The following is a 14,378-nucleotide window of genomic DNA, read 5'->3' on the forward strand; positions in this document are numbered from 1 at the left end:
CCGAGCTTGGTTTGAAGTTCGCGTACCGATTCGCCTTGAGTGCCTTGGCTTCGTCGATCTTCGAAGCCGATGCTTTGTTCTTGAACATCAGCGCGACCCGGGTGCGACCGGCGCAGCGGTGCCCCTGGCCTGAACCAGGATTTGCTTGCCGTCCGACGAGACGGATACGCCCTGCTGAGCGTAGATGGCGCTCAGCTCGCCCATGGCGGATTGGAGGTCGTTGGTGCGAACCTTCGCTACGGGTTGGTGGAGGGTGAAGTCGGAACCTATCTGGTAGGACAGCTCCAGTCCGTTGTCCGACGCCCAGCGTTTCAGCATGGTCCTGAGCGTCGCGTCCATGGGCGAGGCGTAGAACGTATAGGCGGGCGAGAGAGGGATCTCGGTAGCCGCACTTTGGAACCGGTTCACCGGCGCCCAGGAGCCACCATAGTCTTTGGGTGCAGGCGCGCCGCACCCGACGAGCGTGACGGCCAGAATGGACAAGGCCGTACCCGCCGAAAGGCGGGTTGTAGCGCGCACACGAGCGCCCCACGCAATAGCTTGCGTTTGGTTAAACACTGCGACTCCCTGAAGTCTTTTTATGTCCGCTGATCTTAGGTAAATCAGGCGATCGTGCCGTGCAGCGCTGTGCAGGAGTGCACGAATCAAACGCAATCAGGCCGCGTATCGTTAACACTTCGGAGCGCTGGCTTCTTCGCGGACAGCACGGGGTTCCTCGTCCTCGCGGATCGGCCGAGTAGAGGACCCTAGGGCGCAACTCGCCGACGTCGGGCAGGCAGTGATGGCCCACCGAGGCGAGGGGCGAGTCCGTTTCAATGATAATAGTTCTCATTGCTGAGATGAACGAGCCCCAACCCGCATGACCATCCCTCTTTCCGTGGCCGCTGCCCCTGCCCGTGCCTCTATCCGTCTGGACGAATTACCCAGCCATCAGTGGGCGACGGTATTGGACGTCGCGCGGTCGGCCGATGCGGAGGGGCAAGAACTGGCACTGCGCCTGACCGAAATCGGCTTCGTGCCGGGCGAGGCGGTGCGCATCGTCGCCAGCGGCCTTCCCGGACGCGAGCCCCTGGCTGTCCGGCTGGGCCACACCACCTTTGCGTTGCGCCGCCACGAGGCCGCGCTGATCCACGTGGCACCGGGCGTGCCGGAGGGCGCAAACCATGGTTGAGGCCGTCATCCAGGGGCCGGGGCGCCTCGCAGCCACCGCACAGCCCGGGCGCGTCGCACTGCTCGGCAATCCGAACTGCGGCAAGACAGCGCTCTTCAACCTGCTCACCGGCAGCCGTCAAAAAGTTGCCAACTACGCTGGCGTCACCGTCGAGCGCAAAGAGGGCACGCTTCGCACCGCATCGGGCCGCCGCGTGTTCGTGCTCGACCTGCCCGGGGCCTACAGCCTGAACGCGCTCAGCGCTGACGAGGCCGTAACGCGCGACGTGGTCACCGGCAAGAGCAGCGAGCCCTTGCCCGACCTGCTGGTGTGCGTGACCGACGCCACCAACCTGCGGCTCAACCTGCGGCTCGTGCTCGAGGCCAAGCGCCTCGGCTTGCCGATGGTGGTGGCGCTCAACATGACCGACATGGCGAAGAAGCAGGGCATTGCGGTCGACACGGCCGTGCTGTCGCGCGAACTCGGCGTGCCGGTCATCGAGACCGTCGGCGTGCATTCCGGCGGCGCGCAAGGCCTGCTCGAAGCCTTGGATGCACCCGTGGCCGCCGCCGCGCCGCAGCCCTGGCAGGCGCCGGGGCTGGACGACGTGCTTGCCACGCAGCGCGAAGTGCGCCGCATTCTCGGCATTGCCGTGCGCGAGCCGGTGGGAAGCCTTGCCACCAGCGACCGCATCGACCGCGTGGTGATGCACCCCGTGTGGGGCATGCTGGTGCTCGCGGTCACCATGTTCCTGATGTTCCAGGCCGTGTTCAGCTGGGCCAATGTGCCAATGGACGCGATCAAGGCCGCAACCGAGGGCCTTGGCGAGCTGCTGAAGACCCGCATGCCCGAAGGCATGCTGCAAAGCCTGCTGGTCGACGGCGTCATTGCCGGCGTGGGCGGCGTGGTGGTGTTTCTGCCGCAGATCCTGATCCTGTTCCTGTTCATCCTGGCGCTGGAAGATTCAGGCTACCTGCCGCGTGCCGCGTTCCTGCTCGACCGGGTGATGGGCACCGTGGGGCTTTCGGGCCGCTCGTTCATTCCGCTGCTTTCGAGCTTTGCCTGCGCCATTCCGGGCGTGATGGCGACGCGCACCATCAGCAACTGGCGCGACCGCATCACCACCATCATGATTGCGCCGCTCATGACCTGTTCGGCGCGCCTGCCGGTCTATGCGCTGCTGATTGCAGCCTTCATTCCGACGCGTACCGTGGGGGGCGTGTTCAACCTCCAGGGCGTGGTGCTTTTTGCGCTCTATGTGTTCGGCATCGTCTCGGCAATGGCGGTGGCATGGGTGATGAAGCGCTTTCGCGACAACAAGCAGCAATCGCCGCTGATGATGGAACTGCCGGCCTACCGCTGGCCGAATCTGCGCAACCTGGCGCTGGGCCTCTATGAGCGGGCATGGATCTTCATCCAGCGCGTGGGCACGATCATCCTCACGCTCACCATCCTCTTGTGGTTCCTGTCGACCTTTCCTTCACCGCCCGAAGGCGCCACGGGTCCTGCCATCCAGTACAGCCTGGCCGGCATGATCGGACGCGGCCTGGAGCACATCTTTGCGCCCATCGGTTTCAACTGGCAGATCTCGATTGCGCTGGTGCCGGGCATGGCGGCGCGCGAGGTGGCGGTGGGTGCGCTCGGCACGGTGTATGCGCTCGCGGCCAGCGGCGACGACGTGGCGGGCCAGCTCGAGCCGCTGATCGCGGGCAGCTGGTCGCTCGCAACGGCGCTGTCGTTGCTGGTCTGGTATGTGTTTGCACCGCAGTGCATTTCGACCCTGGCGGCCGTGAAGCGCGAGACCGGGTCGTGGAAATACGTGTGGATCATGGCGGGCTACCTGTTCGCGCTCGCCTATGCGGCTTGCTTCATTACCTACCGCGTTGCGGTGGCGCTCGGAGCAGGTTAAAACCTGCAATGAAAGGTTTGAAGAAGAAATGGCACAGCAACTGATCGTCGGATTGATCGTCGCGGCAGCCGCGTTCTACGCGGTGTGGCGCTGGATGCCCGCGGGCTGGCGGCGCAGCGCCGCTCGCAAGCTCGCGGCCGGCACGCACCGTGCAGGCCTTGTCGATCAGGAGCGTGCCGAGCAACTGGCGGCCGCGCTCGTCAAGACTTCGGGCTGCGGCTCTTGCGACAGCTGCGGCAGTTGCGGCTCCAAGGCCACCGACAGGAAAGACGCCGAAGAAGCCGGCCACGGCCCGCTGTCCACGCACAGCCGCTGAAGGCCGATGCCCGCGCACATCCTCGTCGTCGGCGGCGGCATCGGGGGGCTCGCTACCGCGCTGGCGCTGTCCCGCGACGGCCATCGGGTCGACGTCTTCGAACAAGCGGCTGCATTCGCCGAAGTAGGCGCCGGCATCCAGATCGGGCCCAACGTCGCGCGGCGCCTCCAGCAGTTGGGCTTGGACCAGAGCCTCGATGCCATCGCAGCGCGCCCGAATGCGCTGGTGGTGCAGAGCGCCGCCAGCGGCGCCGAACTGGCCCGCCTGCCGCTCGGCGACGCCATGCGCCAGCGCTATGGTGCTCCCTACCTCTGCGTTCATCGCGCCGACCTGCATTCGTTGTTGCTCGAAGCCGTTCGGACCAAAGGCGTGGGCGCCCTGGTGACTGATGCGCGCATCGCGCAGATCGAGATGAGCGACGATCTCGTCTGCGTGTCGAGCAGCGGCTCGCGCGCCTGGGAGGGTGAGGCGTTGATCGGCGCCGACGGCCTCTGGAGCGTTGTGCGCCAGCGACTCGAATCTCCCTCGGCCGCCGAGCCGCCTCGCATCACGGGCCACACAGCGTGGCGTGGGCTGGTCGCCCAGGCTGAACTGCCGAAGGCATTGCGCCGCCGCCGCATCGATGTATGGCTCGGACCGCGCCTGCACGTGGTGGCCTACCCGGTGCGCGGTGGCGATTGGCTCAACGTGGTGGTGATTGCAGAGTCAGCTCCGGCAGGCGATGCACGCGATTGGGACCAGGCCAGCAGCCTTGTGGCGCTGCAGCAGGCCACTGGCCACAGCGGCCGTGCCCTGCAAGCCTTGCTCGAAGCGATGCCCAACTGGCGTGCCTGGACCCTCTGCGACCGTGCGCCGCTGACCTCGGCGGCGGACATGGCCCACGAGCGCATTGCGCTGGTCGGCGATGCCGCGCATCCGATGGTGCCTTACCTCGCGCAGGGTGCGGGCATGGCCATCGAAGACGCCGTGGCCCTGGCCGAAGCGCTCGGCGGCGGCGAGGCGGCCGACGTGCCTGCGGCCTTTGCCCGCTATGCCGAGGCTCGCTGGCAGCGCAATGCCATGGTGCAGGCAAGGGCGAGGCGCAACGGGCAAGTCTTTCATGCCACCGGCCCCATGCGCCTGGGTCGCGACCTTGCCCTGCGCACGCTGGGCGCGCGGCTGCTGGATCAGCCCTGGCTGTACGGAGGCTGAGAGACTGCTGCGCCCCCGGGCTCTCAGAGCCTGAATGTCTGCAGGTGCTCGATCCGTTCGGCCAACCCCTCGGGGCCGAGATAGTGGCCGTGAGAACCGTCGCGCACCTCAAGCAGCGTGGCCTCGAGTTCGGCCAGCATCGCATCGCGCTCGGCGTCGAAAGCGGGCGCCACATCGATGCCGGCCTGCGCGCATGCATCGGCGATCAGGTGCGCGCTCGCGGGCGCGCCGCAGGCAGCGCATTTGACGATGGCCGCCACGTTCGGCTCGGCCCCGTTCGCGAGCAGCGCTCTCGTGAGCTCGGGTGAAATCTGGCCGTCGATGTTGCGCAACGCGTCGCGTGCCACGGGAGCACCCGCGCGGACCAGCGCCATGGCTGCGGCAAAGGCACCGTTGCCTATGGCAACGTCCGTGGCCAGCGCACTTCCCTGCTGCGGGCCCTCGAAACTGACGCCCGCGGCGGCGAGTTCGGCGACCAGGTCCGCGTCGTTGCTGGCAATTGCATGGTGCAGCGCCGCGCGCGCAGTGGCCGGCAGCCGGCGCAGCGTTCCGTTGGCCAGCGGTGTGCGCCAGTCGATCACGGCGCGGCAATAGAAGCTCACCAGCTTGTCCATCAGGTCGAGGTCCAGGCCATGGTCCTGGTGCCGGTCGTCCAGGTACTGGAGGAGGGCCTGGCCGGAAAAATAATCGCCCGTGGGTGCCAGCGGGTCTTCATCGAGATGCAGTGCCCCAAAGGCGCTGTACAGGTCGGGCGCGATGGTGCTCACGCCGTCTTCATGCAGCGCATGCGTCCAGGCCGGCGGCAGCCCGTGCTTCCATGCGGTGATGTGGCCGTGTTCGGGACCGGGCTCGACCACCGCATAGATGCGGTCCAGGTATTCGAAGCCACCGAAAGGCAGGTGCGTGAGCTTGCCGGTCCAGTCGCGGCCCTCTGCTTCGGCAGCCTCTTCGGCCAGCTCCTGCTCATGCTCGATCCAGCCCTGCAGATCGCGATAACCGTCGCTGCCGTTCCAGAACAGCTCCGACCAGCTGATGGATTCGATGTTCCCGTTCATCGGCAGCGACAGGTCGTAATCGAGCCGCCCGCCCGCCGTTTGCCGCCACAGTTCGAGCAGCGGCTCGGGAGTCGGGCCTGCGCACAGGGCCTGGACGGCCGCGATCTGCTGCGCGGGCATCGCCGGCTGCGCGTCGAAGATCACGCGGTCCGCGAACAGGACCACGCCATGTTCGCGCAAGGTAGCAAGCTCTTCGAGCGAGAACTGGACATCTTTCATTGCAGCGCCTCCGTTGTTGCCAATGTAGCGCTTTGTGCAAATGGAGCAAGCACTTGCATGGCGTGCCGCGCATGCGGCTGCATCAAAGGTCGGTGCGCAGCTTCCAGATCTCGGGGAACAGCACCACGTCGAGCATCTTGCGCAGGTAGCTCACGCCGCCCGTGCCGCCCGTGCCGCGCTTGAAGCCGATCACGCGTTCGACCGTGGTCACATGGCGAAAGCGCCAGAGCCGGAACGCGTCTTCGAGGTCGGTGAGCTTTTCGCCGAGCTGGTAAAGGTCCCAATGGTCGTGCGGGTTTCTGTACACCGTGAGCCATGCGGCCTCCACGCCGTCGCTGACTTCATACGGCTGCGTCCAGTCGCGCTCCAGGTGATCGGCGGGCACCGGCAGGCCGCGGCGCGCCAGCAGCTTCAGCGCTTCGTCATAAAGCGAAGGCGACCGGTAGGCTTCGTCGACCTGCGCCAGCAGATCGGGCCGGTGCGCGTGCGGCTTGAGCATGGCGGCATTCTTGTTGCCGAGCGCAAACTCGATGCAGCGGTATTGCGCGCTTTGAAAGCCGCTCGAGTTGGCCAAGTAGGGCCGCATGGCCGTGTATTCGGGCGGCGTCATGGTCGAGAGCACGGTCCATGCGCTCACGAGCTGTTCCATGATGCGGCTCACGCGGGCCAGCATCTTGAAAGCGTCGGCAAGTTTTTCTTGCGCAATGCAGGTGGTGGCGGCGCGCAGCTCGTGCAGCATGAGCTTCATCCAGAGCTCGCTGGTCTGGTGCTGCACGATGAAAAGCATTTCGTCGTGCGCGGGCGAGAGCGGATGCTGCGCGTTGAGGATCTGGTCGAGGTGCAGGTAGTCGCCGTAGCTCATCGACGCGCTGAAATCCAGCTGCGCCTTTTCTTCGTGAACGATTTTTTCGGTGCTCATGATGCTTGCCGGCCAGTCATCGCCAGACCACGGCGGTGTAGGAGGGGCGGCCCGGGACCGAATCTTTCGCGGGATAGACGAAGCGCACGACCTCGTTCTTGCGCTTGAACTCCTGGTAAGTCTCGCCGCCGGGAATACGGCCTTTTTTAGCCGGTGCGTAGCCCGCGGCGCGCACCTCCTTCACCAGTCGCTCGAAGGCGGCCTTGTCGGTCAGGGACAGCTGGATGTTGTTCGCGTCAGCGCCGCCTTCCGCGTAGGTGGACTTCATGAAGCGGATCGTGTGGTCGTCGACCACCTTGTCGTATTCGATCATGCTGACCTCGGGAGTCACGGTCTTGTCGGCGTACGAAAAGCCTTGGGCCTTGACCTGTTGCCGGAACGCGTCGGGCGTCAGGGCGACGAAGGCCTTGAGCTGGTCGAGCGTGTAGCTCGTCTGCTGTGCGAAGGCCGGCGAGGCCAGCATCAGGAGCGAGGCGAAGATGGAGATCGCTGTGTGTTTCATGGGTACGTATTGCTCAGGTCACTGCGTTCTTGCGGTTGAATTCTTCGCGCTGCCACTCGCCCGACTCGAGCACCTGCGCCAGGTGCTCGACCGAATTCCATACGTCCTCGAAGCCGAGGTACAGCGGCGTGAAGCCGAAGCGCAGGATATCGGGCATCTGCGAATCGCCGGCACGGTAGTCACCGATCACGCCGCGCGCGATCAGCGCCTGCACGATGGCGTAGGCGCCCTCGGCGCGACTCAGGCAGACCTGCGAGCCGCGGCGTGCGTGTTCTCGCGGCGTGACAAGGGAAAGACCTTGACCTGCGCAGCGCTCTTCCACGAGTGCAATGAAAAGATCGGTGAGCGCGAGCGACTTGGCACGCAGCGCGGCCATGCCGCCCTTGCCGCCGTCGAAAGCCTCGGCCGCAAGCACGGTGTCCAACCCGCATTCGAGCCCCGCCAGAGCGATGATCGGTTGCGTGCCGCAAAGGTAGCGGCCCACGCCCGGCGCTGGCCGGTAGTGCGGCGTGAATTCGAAAGGCGCCGCATGGCCCCACCAGCCCGACAGCGGCTGCTCGAACTTGCCCGCATGCCGCGTATGAACCCACACGAAAGCCGGCGCACCGGGGCCGCCGTTCAGGTACTTGTAGCCGCAGCCGATGGCGTAGTCGGCATTGCTTTCGTTCAGCGCGACCGGTACGGCGCCCGCGCTGTGCGCGAGGTCCCACACCGTGAGCGCGCCGGCTGCGTGCGCGGCGGCGGTGATGGCCTTCATGTCGTGCATGGCGCCGGTGCGGTAGTTCACGTGCGTGAGCATCAGCACGGCCACTTCTTCGGTCAGCACCGAGTCCGGGCCTTGCAACTCGTCCGCGTCGATCAGCTTGAGCGTGAATCCGCGCTCGCGGCACAGGGATTCGGCAATGTAGAGGTCGGTCGGAAAGTTGCTGCGTTCGCTGACCACCAGCTTGCGGCCGCTGTCCTTTTGCTGCGAGAGCGCCGCGAAGAGCACCTTGTAGAGATTGACCGAGGTGCTGTCGGTGCACACCACTTCGCCGGGCGCCGCGCCGATCAGCCGGGCTACCTTGTCGCCGAGGCGCTGCGGCAGGTCGAACCAGTTGGCCGTGTTCCACGAGCGGATCAGGCCTTGGCCCCATTCCTCTGCGACGACTTCGGCAATGCGTGCCGGCGCGGCCTTGGGCAGCACGCCGAGCGAGTTGCCGTCGAGGTAGATCACGCCCGGCGGCAAGGTGAATTGATCGCGCAGCGAGCGCAGCGGGTCTTGCGCGTCGAGCGCACGGCAGTCTTCAAGAGTCGTCATTGGGCGGAGTTTTCAGCGTGGAAGGTCACGCAGCACGGCGCGAACGGGGGAAGCGTCGGCGCTGACCAGCTTGAGCGGCAGCGCGATGAGTTCGTAGTCGCCTTCGGGCACGTCGTCGAGCACAAGGTTCTCGAGCACGCGCAGGTCGAGGCGGCGAATGCGCTGGTGGCTTTCCAGCGTCTTGCTGTCGGCCGGGTCGATGCTGGCCGTGTCGATGCCGATGAGCTTGACGCCCATGGCCGCCAAGCGCTCGACGGTGGAAGGTGCATAGGCCGCGAGCTGCGGGTCCCACTGGGCGATCGGCATGGCGGCGTAGGTGCGCACCAGCACGCGGGGCGGCAACTGGCTGGTGATGGCGTGCGAGATGTGCTCCCACTCGATCAGCGGGCCCTTGGCAATCGCGTGGATCACGCGGCAAGGGCCGAGGAAGGGCGTGAGATCGACGTGGCCGATGGTCTGGCCCTCGGGGTCGTAATGCAGAGGCGCATCCGCATGCGCACCCACGTGCGGCGAGAGCTTGATCTCGCTGACGTTTACCGGGCACTCCTGCGAAATGGTCGCGGCCCATCGCTGCTGGTAGGGCGTGTCGCCGGGGAACACCGGCGTGCCTTCATGCACGGGAGGCGAGATGTCCCAGATGCGGGTTTGAGGTTGCAAAGAACGCATGGCGCAAAGTTAGCGCCGGGAGCGGGGTCGTGGTGTCGGTTATTTCCAACACACGACGTGACCAGATGATCGGTTCAGGAGGACAGCGTGGGAAGCCCGTGCCTGGCGCGTGCGCGCTCGCAGGCGTCGCTGCCGGCCTGCAGCTCGTGGCATGGATTGGGCCGCCATTCGTAGATGCCGCAGGCCACCGACTGGCCGATCTTGCCGGTCAGGGCCGCGCAACGCATGGGCGTGTGGTCGGTGCCGCGCATGCGGCAGAGGGCGTCGTTCACTTCGACGGCAAGGCCCGAGGGAACCTTGCCGCCGTTGTCGTCGAGCTCGTGGACGCTGAAGTCGACCCGGTAGCTGGCGCAGCAGGCGCCGCATTGCTGGCAATGAGACACGCGGCCGCGCCTTCAGTTTTTTTTCAGAGCCTGCCGAGCAGCAAGAACTCCATCAGCGCCTTCTGCGCGTGGAGCCGGTTCTCGGCCTCGTCCCACACCACCGACTGCGGACCGTCGATGACCTCGGCCTGCACTTCCTCGCCGCGGTGAGCGGGCAGGCAGTGCATGAAGAGGGCGTCCGGCTGGGCGACGCGCATCATGTCTTCGTCGACGCACCAGTCGGCAAAGGCTTTGCGGCGCGCTTCGTTTTCGGACTCGTAGCCCATGCTGGTCCAGACGTCGGTGGTGACGAGGTCGGCGCCGCGGCAGGCTTCCATCGGGTCCTTGAAGACCTCGTAGCTGTCCGCAGAACGCAAGCCAGCTACGGATTGATCAACCTCGTAGCCGCTGGGTGTGCTCACATGCACCTTGAAGCCGAGGATCTCGCTCGCCTGCAGCCAGGTGTTGGCCATGTTGTTGCCGTCGCCCACCCAGGCCACGGTCTTCCCCTGGATCGAGCCGCGGTGCTCGATGTAGGTGAAGATGTCCGCGAGGATCTGGCAAGGGTGGAACTCGTTGGTCAGGCCGTTGATCACCGGCACGCGCGAGTGCGCCGCGAAAGTGTCGATCTTGGTCTGCTCGTAGGTGCGGATCATCACCAGGTCGACCATGCGGCTGATCACCTTGGCGCTGTCCTCGATGGGTTCGGCCCGGCCAAGCTGGCTGTCGCCGGTGGTCAGGTGCACCACGCTGCCGCCCAACTGGTACATGCCCGCCTCGAAGCTCACGCGGGTGCGCGTGCTGGCCTTCTCGAAAATCATCGCCAGCGTGCGGTCGGTCAGCGGCTGGTGCTTTTCGTAGGTCTTGAACTTCTTCTTGATGATCGCCATGCGATCGAAAAGATAGGCGTACTCGTCGGCTGTGAAGTCCGAGAACTGCAGGTAGTGGCGGATGGCGTTCGGCGTGGTGGCGGTCGTCATTGCGCTGCTGGCTCCGACAGGAATGTTTTGACGATAGGCGCGAGGATGGCGACGATTTCGTCGGCCTCGGCAACGCTCAGGATGAGCGGCGGCACGAGGCGGATCACCTTGTCGGCCGTCACGCTCAGCAGCAGGCCGGCATCGCAGGCGCGGTTCAGGATGACGCCGCAGGGCCGGTCGAGCTCGATGCCGAGCATCAGGCCCTGGCCGCGGATTTCCTTCACGCCGGCCAGGCCGCCGATTTCGCGCTGCAACGCGCTCTTCAGGTGCTCGCCCACCGCGGCGGCGTTTTCGAGCAGCTTGTGCTCTTCCATGATGCGAATGGTCTCTACGCCGGCACGCATGGCAAGCGGGTTGCCGCCGAAGGTGGTGCCGTGGTTGCCCGGGCCAAAGATGTTGGCGGCCTTGGGGCCGGCCACCACCGCGCCGATCGGCACGCCCGAGCCCAGGCCCTTGGCCAGCGGCATCACGTCGGGCTTGATGCCGGCCCACTGGTGCGCAAACCACTTGCCGGTGCGGCCCATGCCGCACTGCACTTCGTCGATCATCATGAGCCAGTCGCGCTCGTCGCACAGGGCGCGAACCTGCTTCAGGTACTCCCAGCGCATCGGGTTGATGCCGCCTTCGCCCTGGATGGTTTCGAAGAACACGGCCACCACGTTGGGATTGCCTTCGGTGGCTTTCTTGAGCGCCTCGATGTCGTTCAGCGGCACGCGGATGAAGCCCTCGACCAGCGGACCGAACCCGGCCTGCACCTTCGGGTTGCCCGTGGCCGACAGGGTGGCGATGCTGCGGCCGTGGAAAGCGGCTTCGTAAACCACGATTTCCGGCCGGTCGATGCCCTTGTCGTGGCCGAACTTGCGCGCTAGCTTCAGCGCGGCTTCGTTGGCCTCCAGGCCGGTGCAGCAGAAGAAGGCGTTGGTCAGGCCCGAAAGCTCGGTCAGCTTGGTGGCAAGCTGCTCCTGGCCCGGCACGTGGTAGTAGTTGGAGCTGTGAATCAGCTTGCTGATCTGGTCTTGCAGCGCCGGCACCAGTTCGGGGTGGTTGTGGCCCAGCGTGTTCACGGCAATGCCGCCAAGACCGTCGAGATACGCCTTGCCCGCGGTGTCCCAGACTCGGCAGCCCTGGCCGTGCGACAGCGCGATCGGCAGGCGACCGTAGGTGTTCATGACGTGGGGCGAGGTGGGCTGGGCGGTAGCGCTCATTCGGGTTCTCCAGATAGGGAACCGCGGATTCTAGGCGTCCGATCGGACAGCTTCATTGAGGATTCCGCATTACAGCAATGCCCTTGGGCCAGGCTGCAAAGTGGCGCGGATAGAATCTCTTGCTGCACCGCAGCACCTGCCTGCGGGCGCCTCATTCAACGATGATTTCCCCCACTGCCAAAGAAATCTTCATCCAGGGCATCACCCATGATGGCCGGACTTTTCGCCCGAGCGACTGGGCCGAGCGGCTGGCCGGCGTCATGTGCTCTTTTCGCCCTGGCGGCGCCTATCCCGGCAGCCATCTGAGCTATTCGCCGTGGTGCGTTCCCACCACCATCAACGGCGTGAAGTGCGTGGTTGTGAACCGGGCCCTGCGCGATGCCGAACCTATGGCCTGGGATTTTTGCGTCAATTTTGCGCGGGACAACGACCTTCAGGTGGCCGAGGCCTGCCTCGTCCCTGACGCGCCGGCCGCAACGCCCAAGACCTGAGCCCGCGGCCCGGTTTCACAAAGCGGTCGCCCATGAAAAAACCGCCCGAAGGCGGTTTTTTACACTTTGCTGCAGCGCACCCCGATCAAACGGCGGACCGGAGAATTCCGGTCCGGGCTTGCCTGACAGGTGTCAGGCGGCTGCCTTTTCAGGCGCGAGGGCGAGGGCCTTGACCTTCGCCGACAGGCGGCTCTTGTCGCGAGCTGCCTTGTTCTTGTGGAAGATGCCCTTGTCGGCGACGGTGTCGACGATGCTCTGGGCCTTGGCGAAGAGTTCGCTTGCCTTGGTCTTGTCGCCGGCCAGAACGGCCTTTTCGACATTCTTCACGGCGGTGCGGTATTTGGAGCGCAGCGAGGTGTTCGCAGCGTTGAGCTTGGTGTCCTGGCGGACGCGCTTACGGCCGGAGGCGAGGCGCGGGTTCTTTTTCTTGGGCTTGGCGGATGCCATGATTTAGTTCCTTAGGTGTCTGAGGATGATGCAGCAAAGCCCTCCATTATAGGCCGGGTTGGGTTTTTCGCCGAATCGGGGGCTTGCCGGGCCCTACACTCGCCCCGTGTCACTGCTCAAATCCGCCTCCACCGTTTCCCTTCTGACGCTCGCATCGCGGATCACGGGCCTCGTGCGCGACGTGCTTTTTGCCTCGGTGTTCGGCGTCAGCGCCCTCACCGACGCCTTCAACGTCGCCTTCCGCATTCCCAACCTGTTCCGGCGGGTTTTCGGCGAAGGCGCCTTCAGCCAGGCTTTCGTGCCGGTGCTGGCCGGGCACAAGACAGAAGCCGGGGAAGAGGGCGCCAAGGCGCTGATCGACCACGTGGCCACACTGCTCACCTGGGCGCTGGTGGTCGTGTGCGTGGCCGGCGTGGTCGGCGCGCCGTGGCTGGTGTGGGCCATGGCGAGCGGGCTGAAGGGCTTCGACGCGGCCGTGGTCATGACGCGCTGGATGTTTCCGTACATCGGTTTCATGTCGCTCGTGGCGCTAGCGGGCGGGGTGCTGAACACCTGGCGCAAGTTCGCGGTGCCGGCCGCCTCGCCGGTGCTGCTCAATATTTCGCTGATTCTTGCCATCGTGGCCGGCGCGCCGCTGTTCAGGCGCTACGGCATCGAGCCGATCTACGCGCAGTGCGCCGGCGTGCTGGTCGGCGGCGTGCTTCAGCTGGCGCTGCAGGTGCCCGCACTGCGCGCGCTCGGCCTCATGCCGCGCATCGGTGCAACCTTCGGAGCGCTGCGCGCCGCCTGGACCGACCCGACCACGCGCAAGGTGCTGAAGCTCATGCTGCCGGCCTTGCTGGGCGTGAGCGTGGCGCAGGTTTCGCTGCTCATCAATACGCAGATTGCATCGCACCTTGCCACGGGCAGCGTCACCTGGGTGGTCAATGCCGACCGCCTGATGGAGTTTCCCACCGCCATGCTCGGCGTTGCGCTCGGCGTGGTGCTGATGCCTCAGCTGGCGGGTGCCCGCGCCGCCAAGGACGACGAGCGCTATTCGGCGCTGCTCGACTGGGGCCTGCGGCTGGTGGTGCTGCTCTCGGCGCCGTGCGCCATTGCGCTTCTGCTGTTCTCGCAGCCGCTGGTCGCGGTGCTTTTTCACAACGGCGCGTATGGTGCCGACGACGTGAAGCGCACCACGCTCGCATTGATGGGCTACGGCGTCGGGCTGGTCGGGATCGTGGCCATCAAGGTGCTTGCGCCGGGCTACTACGCCAAATACGACATGCGCACGCCGGTGATCATCGCGGTGTGCGTGCTGGTTCTGACCCAACTGCTCAACGTCTTTCTGGTGCCGGTGCTGCAGCATGCCGCGCTCACCCTCACCATCGGCATCGGCGCGGTGGTCAATGCCATCTGGCTGCTGGTGGGTTTGATCCGGCGCGGCAGCTACAAGCCCGAGCCGGGCTGGGGCAAGTTCATCCTGCAGGTGGCGGCGGGCACGCTGGTGCTGGCCGCTCTGCTGGCGTGGGGTTCGTACTATTTCGACTGGATCGGCCTACGGGCCCAGCGCTTGCACCGCATCGGGCTGCTGGCGGCGCTGATCACGGGGGCGGGGCTGCTGTACTTTGCCGTGCTGGCCGCCGTGGGCGTGCGGCTGCGCAGTTTCATGCGCCGCTAAGGCACC

At 65.8% G+C, this 14,378-nt stretch carries 16 protein-coding genes; 6 read left to right on the forward strand and 10 right to left on the reverse strand.

Features of this window, described 5'->3' with window-relative positions:
- Positions 1-87 precede the first annotated feature (87 nt).
- The gene (locus tag GOQ09_RS07375; RefSeq protein WP_157612843.1) at positions 88-483 is read right to left on the reverse strand and encodes a hypothetical protein; all 396 of its coding nucleotides are present in this window, start codon (positions 481-483) and stop codon (positions 88-90) included.
- Between the two features lie 376 nt (positions 484-859).
- On the opposite strand from GOQ09_RS07375, the gene GOQ09_RS07380 reads away from it, so the two are divergent.
- The 4 genes from GOQ09_RS07380 to GOQ09_RS07395 are packed head-to-tail and all read left to right on the forward strand — an operon-like array spanning position 860 to position 4,566.
- The gene (locus GOQ09_RS07380) at positions 860-1,171 is read left to right on the forward strand and encodes a FeoA family protein (protein WP_157612844.1); all 312 of its coding nucleotides are present in this window, start codon (positions 860-862) and stop codon (positions 1,169-1,171) included.
- The gene (feoB, locus tag GOQ09_RS07385; protein ID WP_157612845.1) at positions 1,164-3,059 is read left to right on the forward strand and encodes a ferrous iron transporter B; all 1,896 of its coding nucleotides are present in this window, start codon (positions 1,164-1,166) and stop codon (positions 3,057-3,059) included. Before GOQ09_RS07380 ends, feoB begins: the two co-directional genes overlap by 8 nt.
- 28 nt (positions 3,060-3,087) lie before the next feature.
- Positions 3,088-3,375, forward strand: coding sequence for a DUF6587 family protein (locus tag GOQ09_RS07390; RefSeq protein WP_157612846.1), 288 nt, complete (start codon positions 3,088-3,090; stop codon positions 3,373-3,375).
- Between the two features lie 6 nt (positions 3,376-3,381).
- Positions 3,382-4,566, forward strand: a complete 1,185-nt coding sequence (locus tag GOQ09_RS07395; RefSeq protein WP_157612847.1) for an FAD-dependent monooxygenase — start codon at positions 3,382-3,384, stop codon at positions 4,564-4,566.
- Positions 4,567-4,589: 23 nt separating this feature from the next.
- On the opposite strand, the gene GOQ09_RS07400 is transcribed toward GOQ09_RS07395, so the two are convergent.
- From GOQ09_RS07400 to GOQ09_RS07435, 8 genes are all read right to left on the reverse strand, one after another.
- Entirely contained in the window at positions 4,590-5,840 is a 1,251-nt protein-coding gene (locus GOQ09_RS07400) for an SMI1/KNR4 family protein (RefSeq protein ID WP_157612848.1), read from the reverse strand.
- Between the two features lie 82 nt (positions 5,841-5,922).
- Positions 5,923-6,759 (reverse strand): tryptophan 2,3-dioxygenase, encoded by an 837-nt coding sequence (gene kynA / locus GOQ09_RS07405; protein WP_157612849.1) that lies wholly within the window; start codon positions 6,757-6,759, stop codon positions 5,923-5,925.
- Between the two features lie 16 nt (positions 6,760-6,775).
- The gene (locus GOQ09_RS07410; protein ID WP_157612850.1) at positions 6,776-7,261 is read right to left on the reverse strand and encodes a hypothetical protein; all 486 of its coding nucleotides are present in this window, start codon (positions 7,259-7,261) and stop codon (positions 6,776-6,778) included.
- A gap of 13 nt (positions 7,262-7,274) precedes the next feature.
- The gene (kynU, locus tag GOQ09_RS07415) at positions 7,275-8,561 is read right to left on the reverse strand and encodes a kynureninase (protein WP_157612851.1); all 1,287 of its coding nucleotides are present in this window, start codon (positions 8,559-8,561) and stop codon (positions 7,275-7,277) included.
- 12 nt (positions 8,562-8,573) lie between these two features.
- Positions 8,574-9,227, reverse strand: coding sequence for an arylformamidase (kynB, locus tag GOQ09_RS07420; protein WP_157612852.1), 654 nt, complete (start codon positions 9,225-9,227; stop codon positions 8,574-8,576).
- A 74-nt stretch (positions 9,228-9,301) separates the two neighbouring features.
- Positions 9,302-9,610, reverse strand: a complete 309-nt coding sequence (locus GOQ09_RS07425; RefSeq protein WP_157612853.1) for a YkgJ family cysteine cluster protein — start codon at positions 9,608-9,610, stop codon at positions 9,302-9,304.
- A 23-nt stretch (positions 9,611-9,633) separates the two neighbouring features.
- Positions 9,634-10,569 (reverse strand): ornithine carbamoyltransferase, encoded by a 936-nt coding sequence (gene argF, locus GOQ09_RS07430; protein WP_157612854.1) that lies wholly within the window; start codon positions 10,567-10,569, stop codon positions 9,634-9,636.
- Entirely contained in the window at positions 10,566-11,774 is a 1,209-nt protein-coding gene (locus GOQ09_RS07435) for an aspartate aminotransferase family protein (protein ID WP_157612855.1), read from the reverse strand. Before GOQ09_RS07435 ends, argF begins: the two co-directional genes overlap by 4 nt.
- Positions 11,775-11,935: 161 nt before the next feature.
- On the opposite strand from GOQ09_RS07435, the gene GOQ09_RS07440 reads away from it, so the two are divergent.
- Complete coding sequence (locus tag GOQ09_RS07440; protein ID WP_157612856.1) at positions 11,936-12,265, forward strand: DUF3579 domain-containing protein; 330 nt, start codon at positions 11,936-11,938, stop codon at positions 12,263-12,265.
- A gap of 132 nt (positions 12,266-12,397) precedes the next feature.
- On the opposite strand, the gene rpsT is transcribed toward GOQ09_RS07440, so the two are convergent.
- Positions 12,398-12,712 carry a 30S ribosomal protein S20 gene (rpsT, locus tag GOQ09_RS07445; protein ID WP_007831346.1) on the reverse strand — a complete coding sequence of 105 codons (315 nt, stop codon included), beginning with the start codon at positions 12,710-12,712 and terminating at the stop codon, positions 12,398-12,400.
- 106 nt (positions 12,713-12,818) lie between these two features.
- Here rpsT and murJ point away from each other — a divergent pair, with 106 nt between their 5' ends.
- Positions 12,819-14,372, forward strand: a complete 1,554-nt coding sequence (gene murJ, locus GOQ09_RS07450) for a murein biosynthesis integral membrane protein MurJ (protein ID WP_157612857.1) — start codon at positions 12,819-12,821, stop codon at positions 14,370-14,372.
- Positions 14,373-14,378: the final 6 nt, after the last annotated feature.

Origin of the sequence: Variovorax paradoxus (genome assembly GCF_009755665.1) — a bacterium.
Lineage (GTDB): Bacteria > Pseudomonadota > Gammaproteobacteria > Burkholderiales > Burkholderiaceae_C > Variovorax > Variovorax paradoxus_G.

Coding starts and splice junctions, on each gene's coding strand:
- GOQ09_RS07380 (WP_157612844.1), top strand. CDS start 860: ATGACCATCCCTCTTTCCGTGGCCGCTGCCCCTGCCCGTGCCTCTATC.
- feoB (WP_157612845.1), top strand. CDS start 1,164: ATGGTTGAGGCCGTCATCCAGGGGCCGGGGCGCCTCGCAGCCACCGCA.
- GOQ09_RS07390 (WP_157612846.1), top strand. CDS start 3,088: ATGGCACAGCAACTGATCGTCGGATTGATCGTCGCGGCAGCCGCGTTC.
- GOQ09_RS07395 (WP_157612847.1), top strand. CDS start 3,382: ATGCCCGCGCACATCCTCGTCGTCGGCGGCGGCATCGGGGGGCTCGCT.
- GOQ09_RS07400 (WP_157612848.1), bottom strand. CDS start 5,840: ATGAAAGATGTCCAGTTCTCGCTCGAAGAGCTTGCTACCTTGCGCGAA.
- kynA (WP_157612849.1), bottom strand. CDS start 6,759: ATGAGCACCGAAAAAATCGTTCACGAAGAAAAGGCGCAGCTGGATTTC.
- GOQ09_RS07410 (WP_157612850.1), bottom strand. CDS start 7,261: ATGAAACACACAGCGATCTCCATCTTCGCCTCGCTCCTGATGCTGGCC.
- kynU (WP_157612851.1), bottom strand. CDS start 8,561: ATGACGACTCTTGAAGACTGCCGTGCGCTCGACGCGCAAGACCCGCTG.
- kynB (WP_157612852.1), bottom strand. CDS start 9,227: ATGCGTTCTTTGCAACCTCAAACCCGCATCTGGGACATCTCGCCTCCC.
- argF (WP_157612854.1), bottom strand. CDS start 10,569: ATGACGACCGCCACCACGCCGAACGCCATCCGCCACTACCTGCAGTTC.
- GOQ09_RS07435 (WP_157612855.1), bottom strand. CDS start 11,774: ATGAGCGCTACCGCCCAGCCCACCTCGCCCCACGTCATGAACACCTAC.
- GOQ09_RS07440 (WP_157612856.1), top strand. CDS start 11,936: ATGATTTCCCCCACTGCCAAAGAAATCTTCATCCAGGGCATCACCCAT.
- rpsT (WP_007831346.1), bottom strand. CDS start 12,712: ATGGCATCCGCCAAGCCCAAGAAAAAGAACCCGCGCCTCGCCTCCGGC.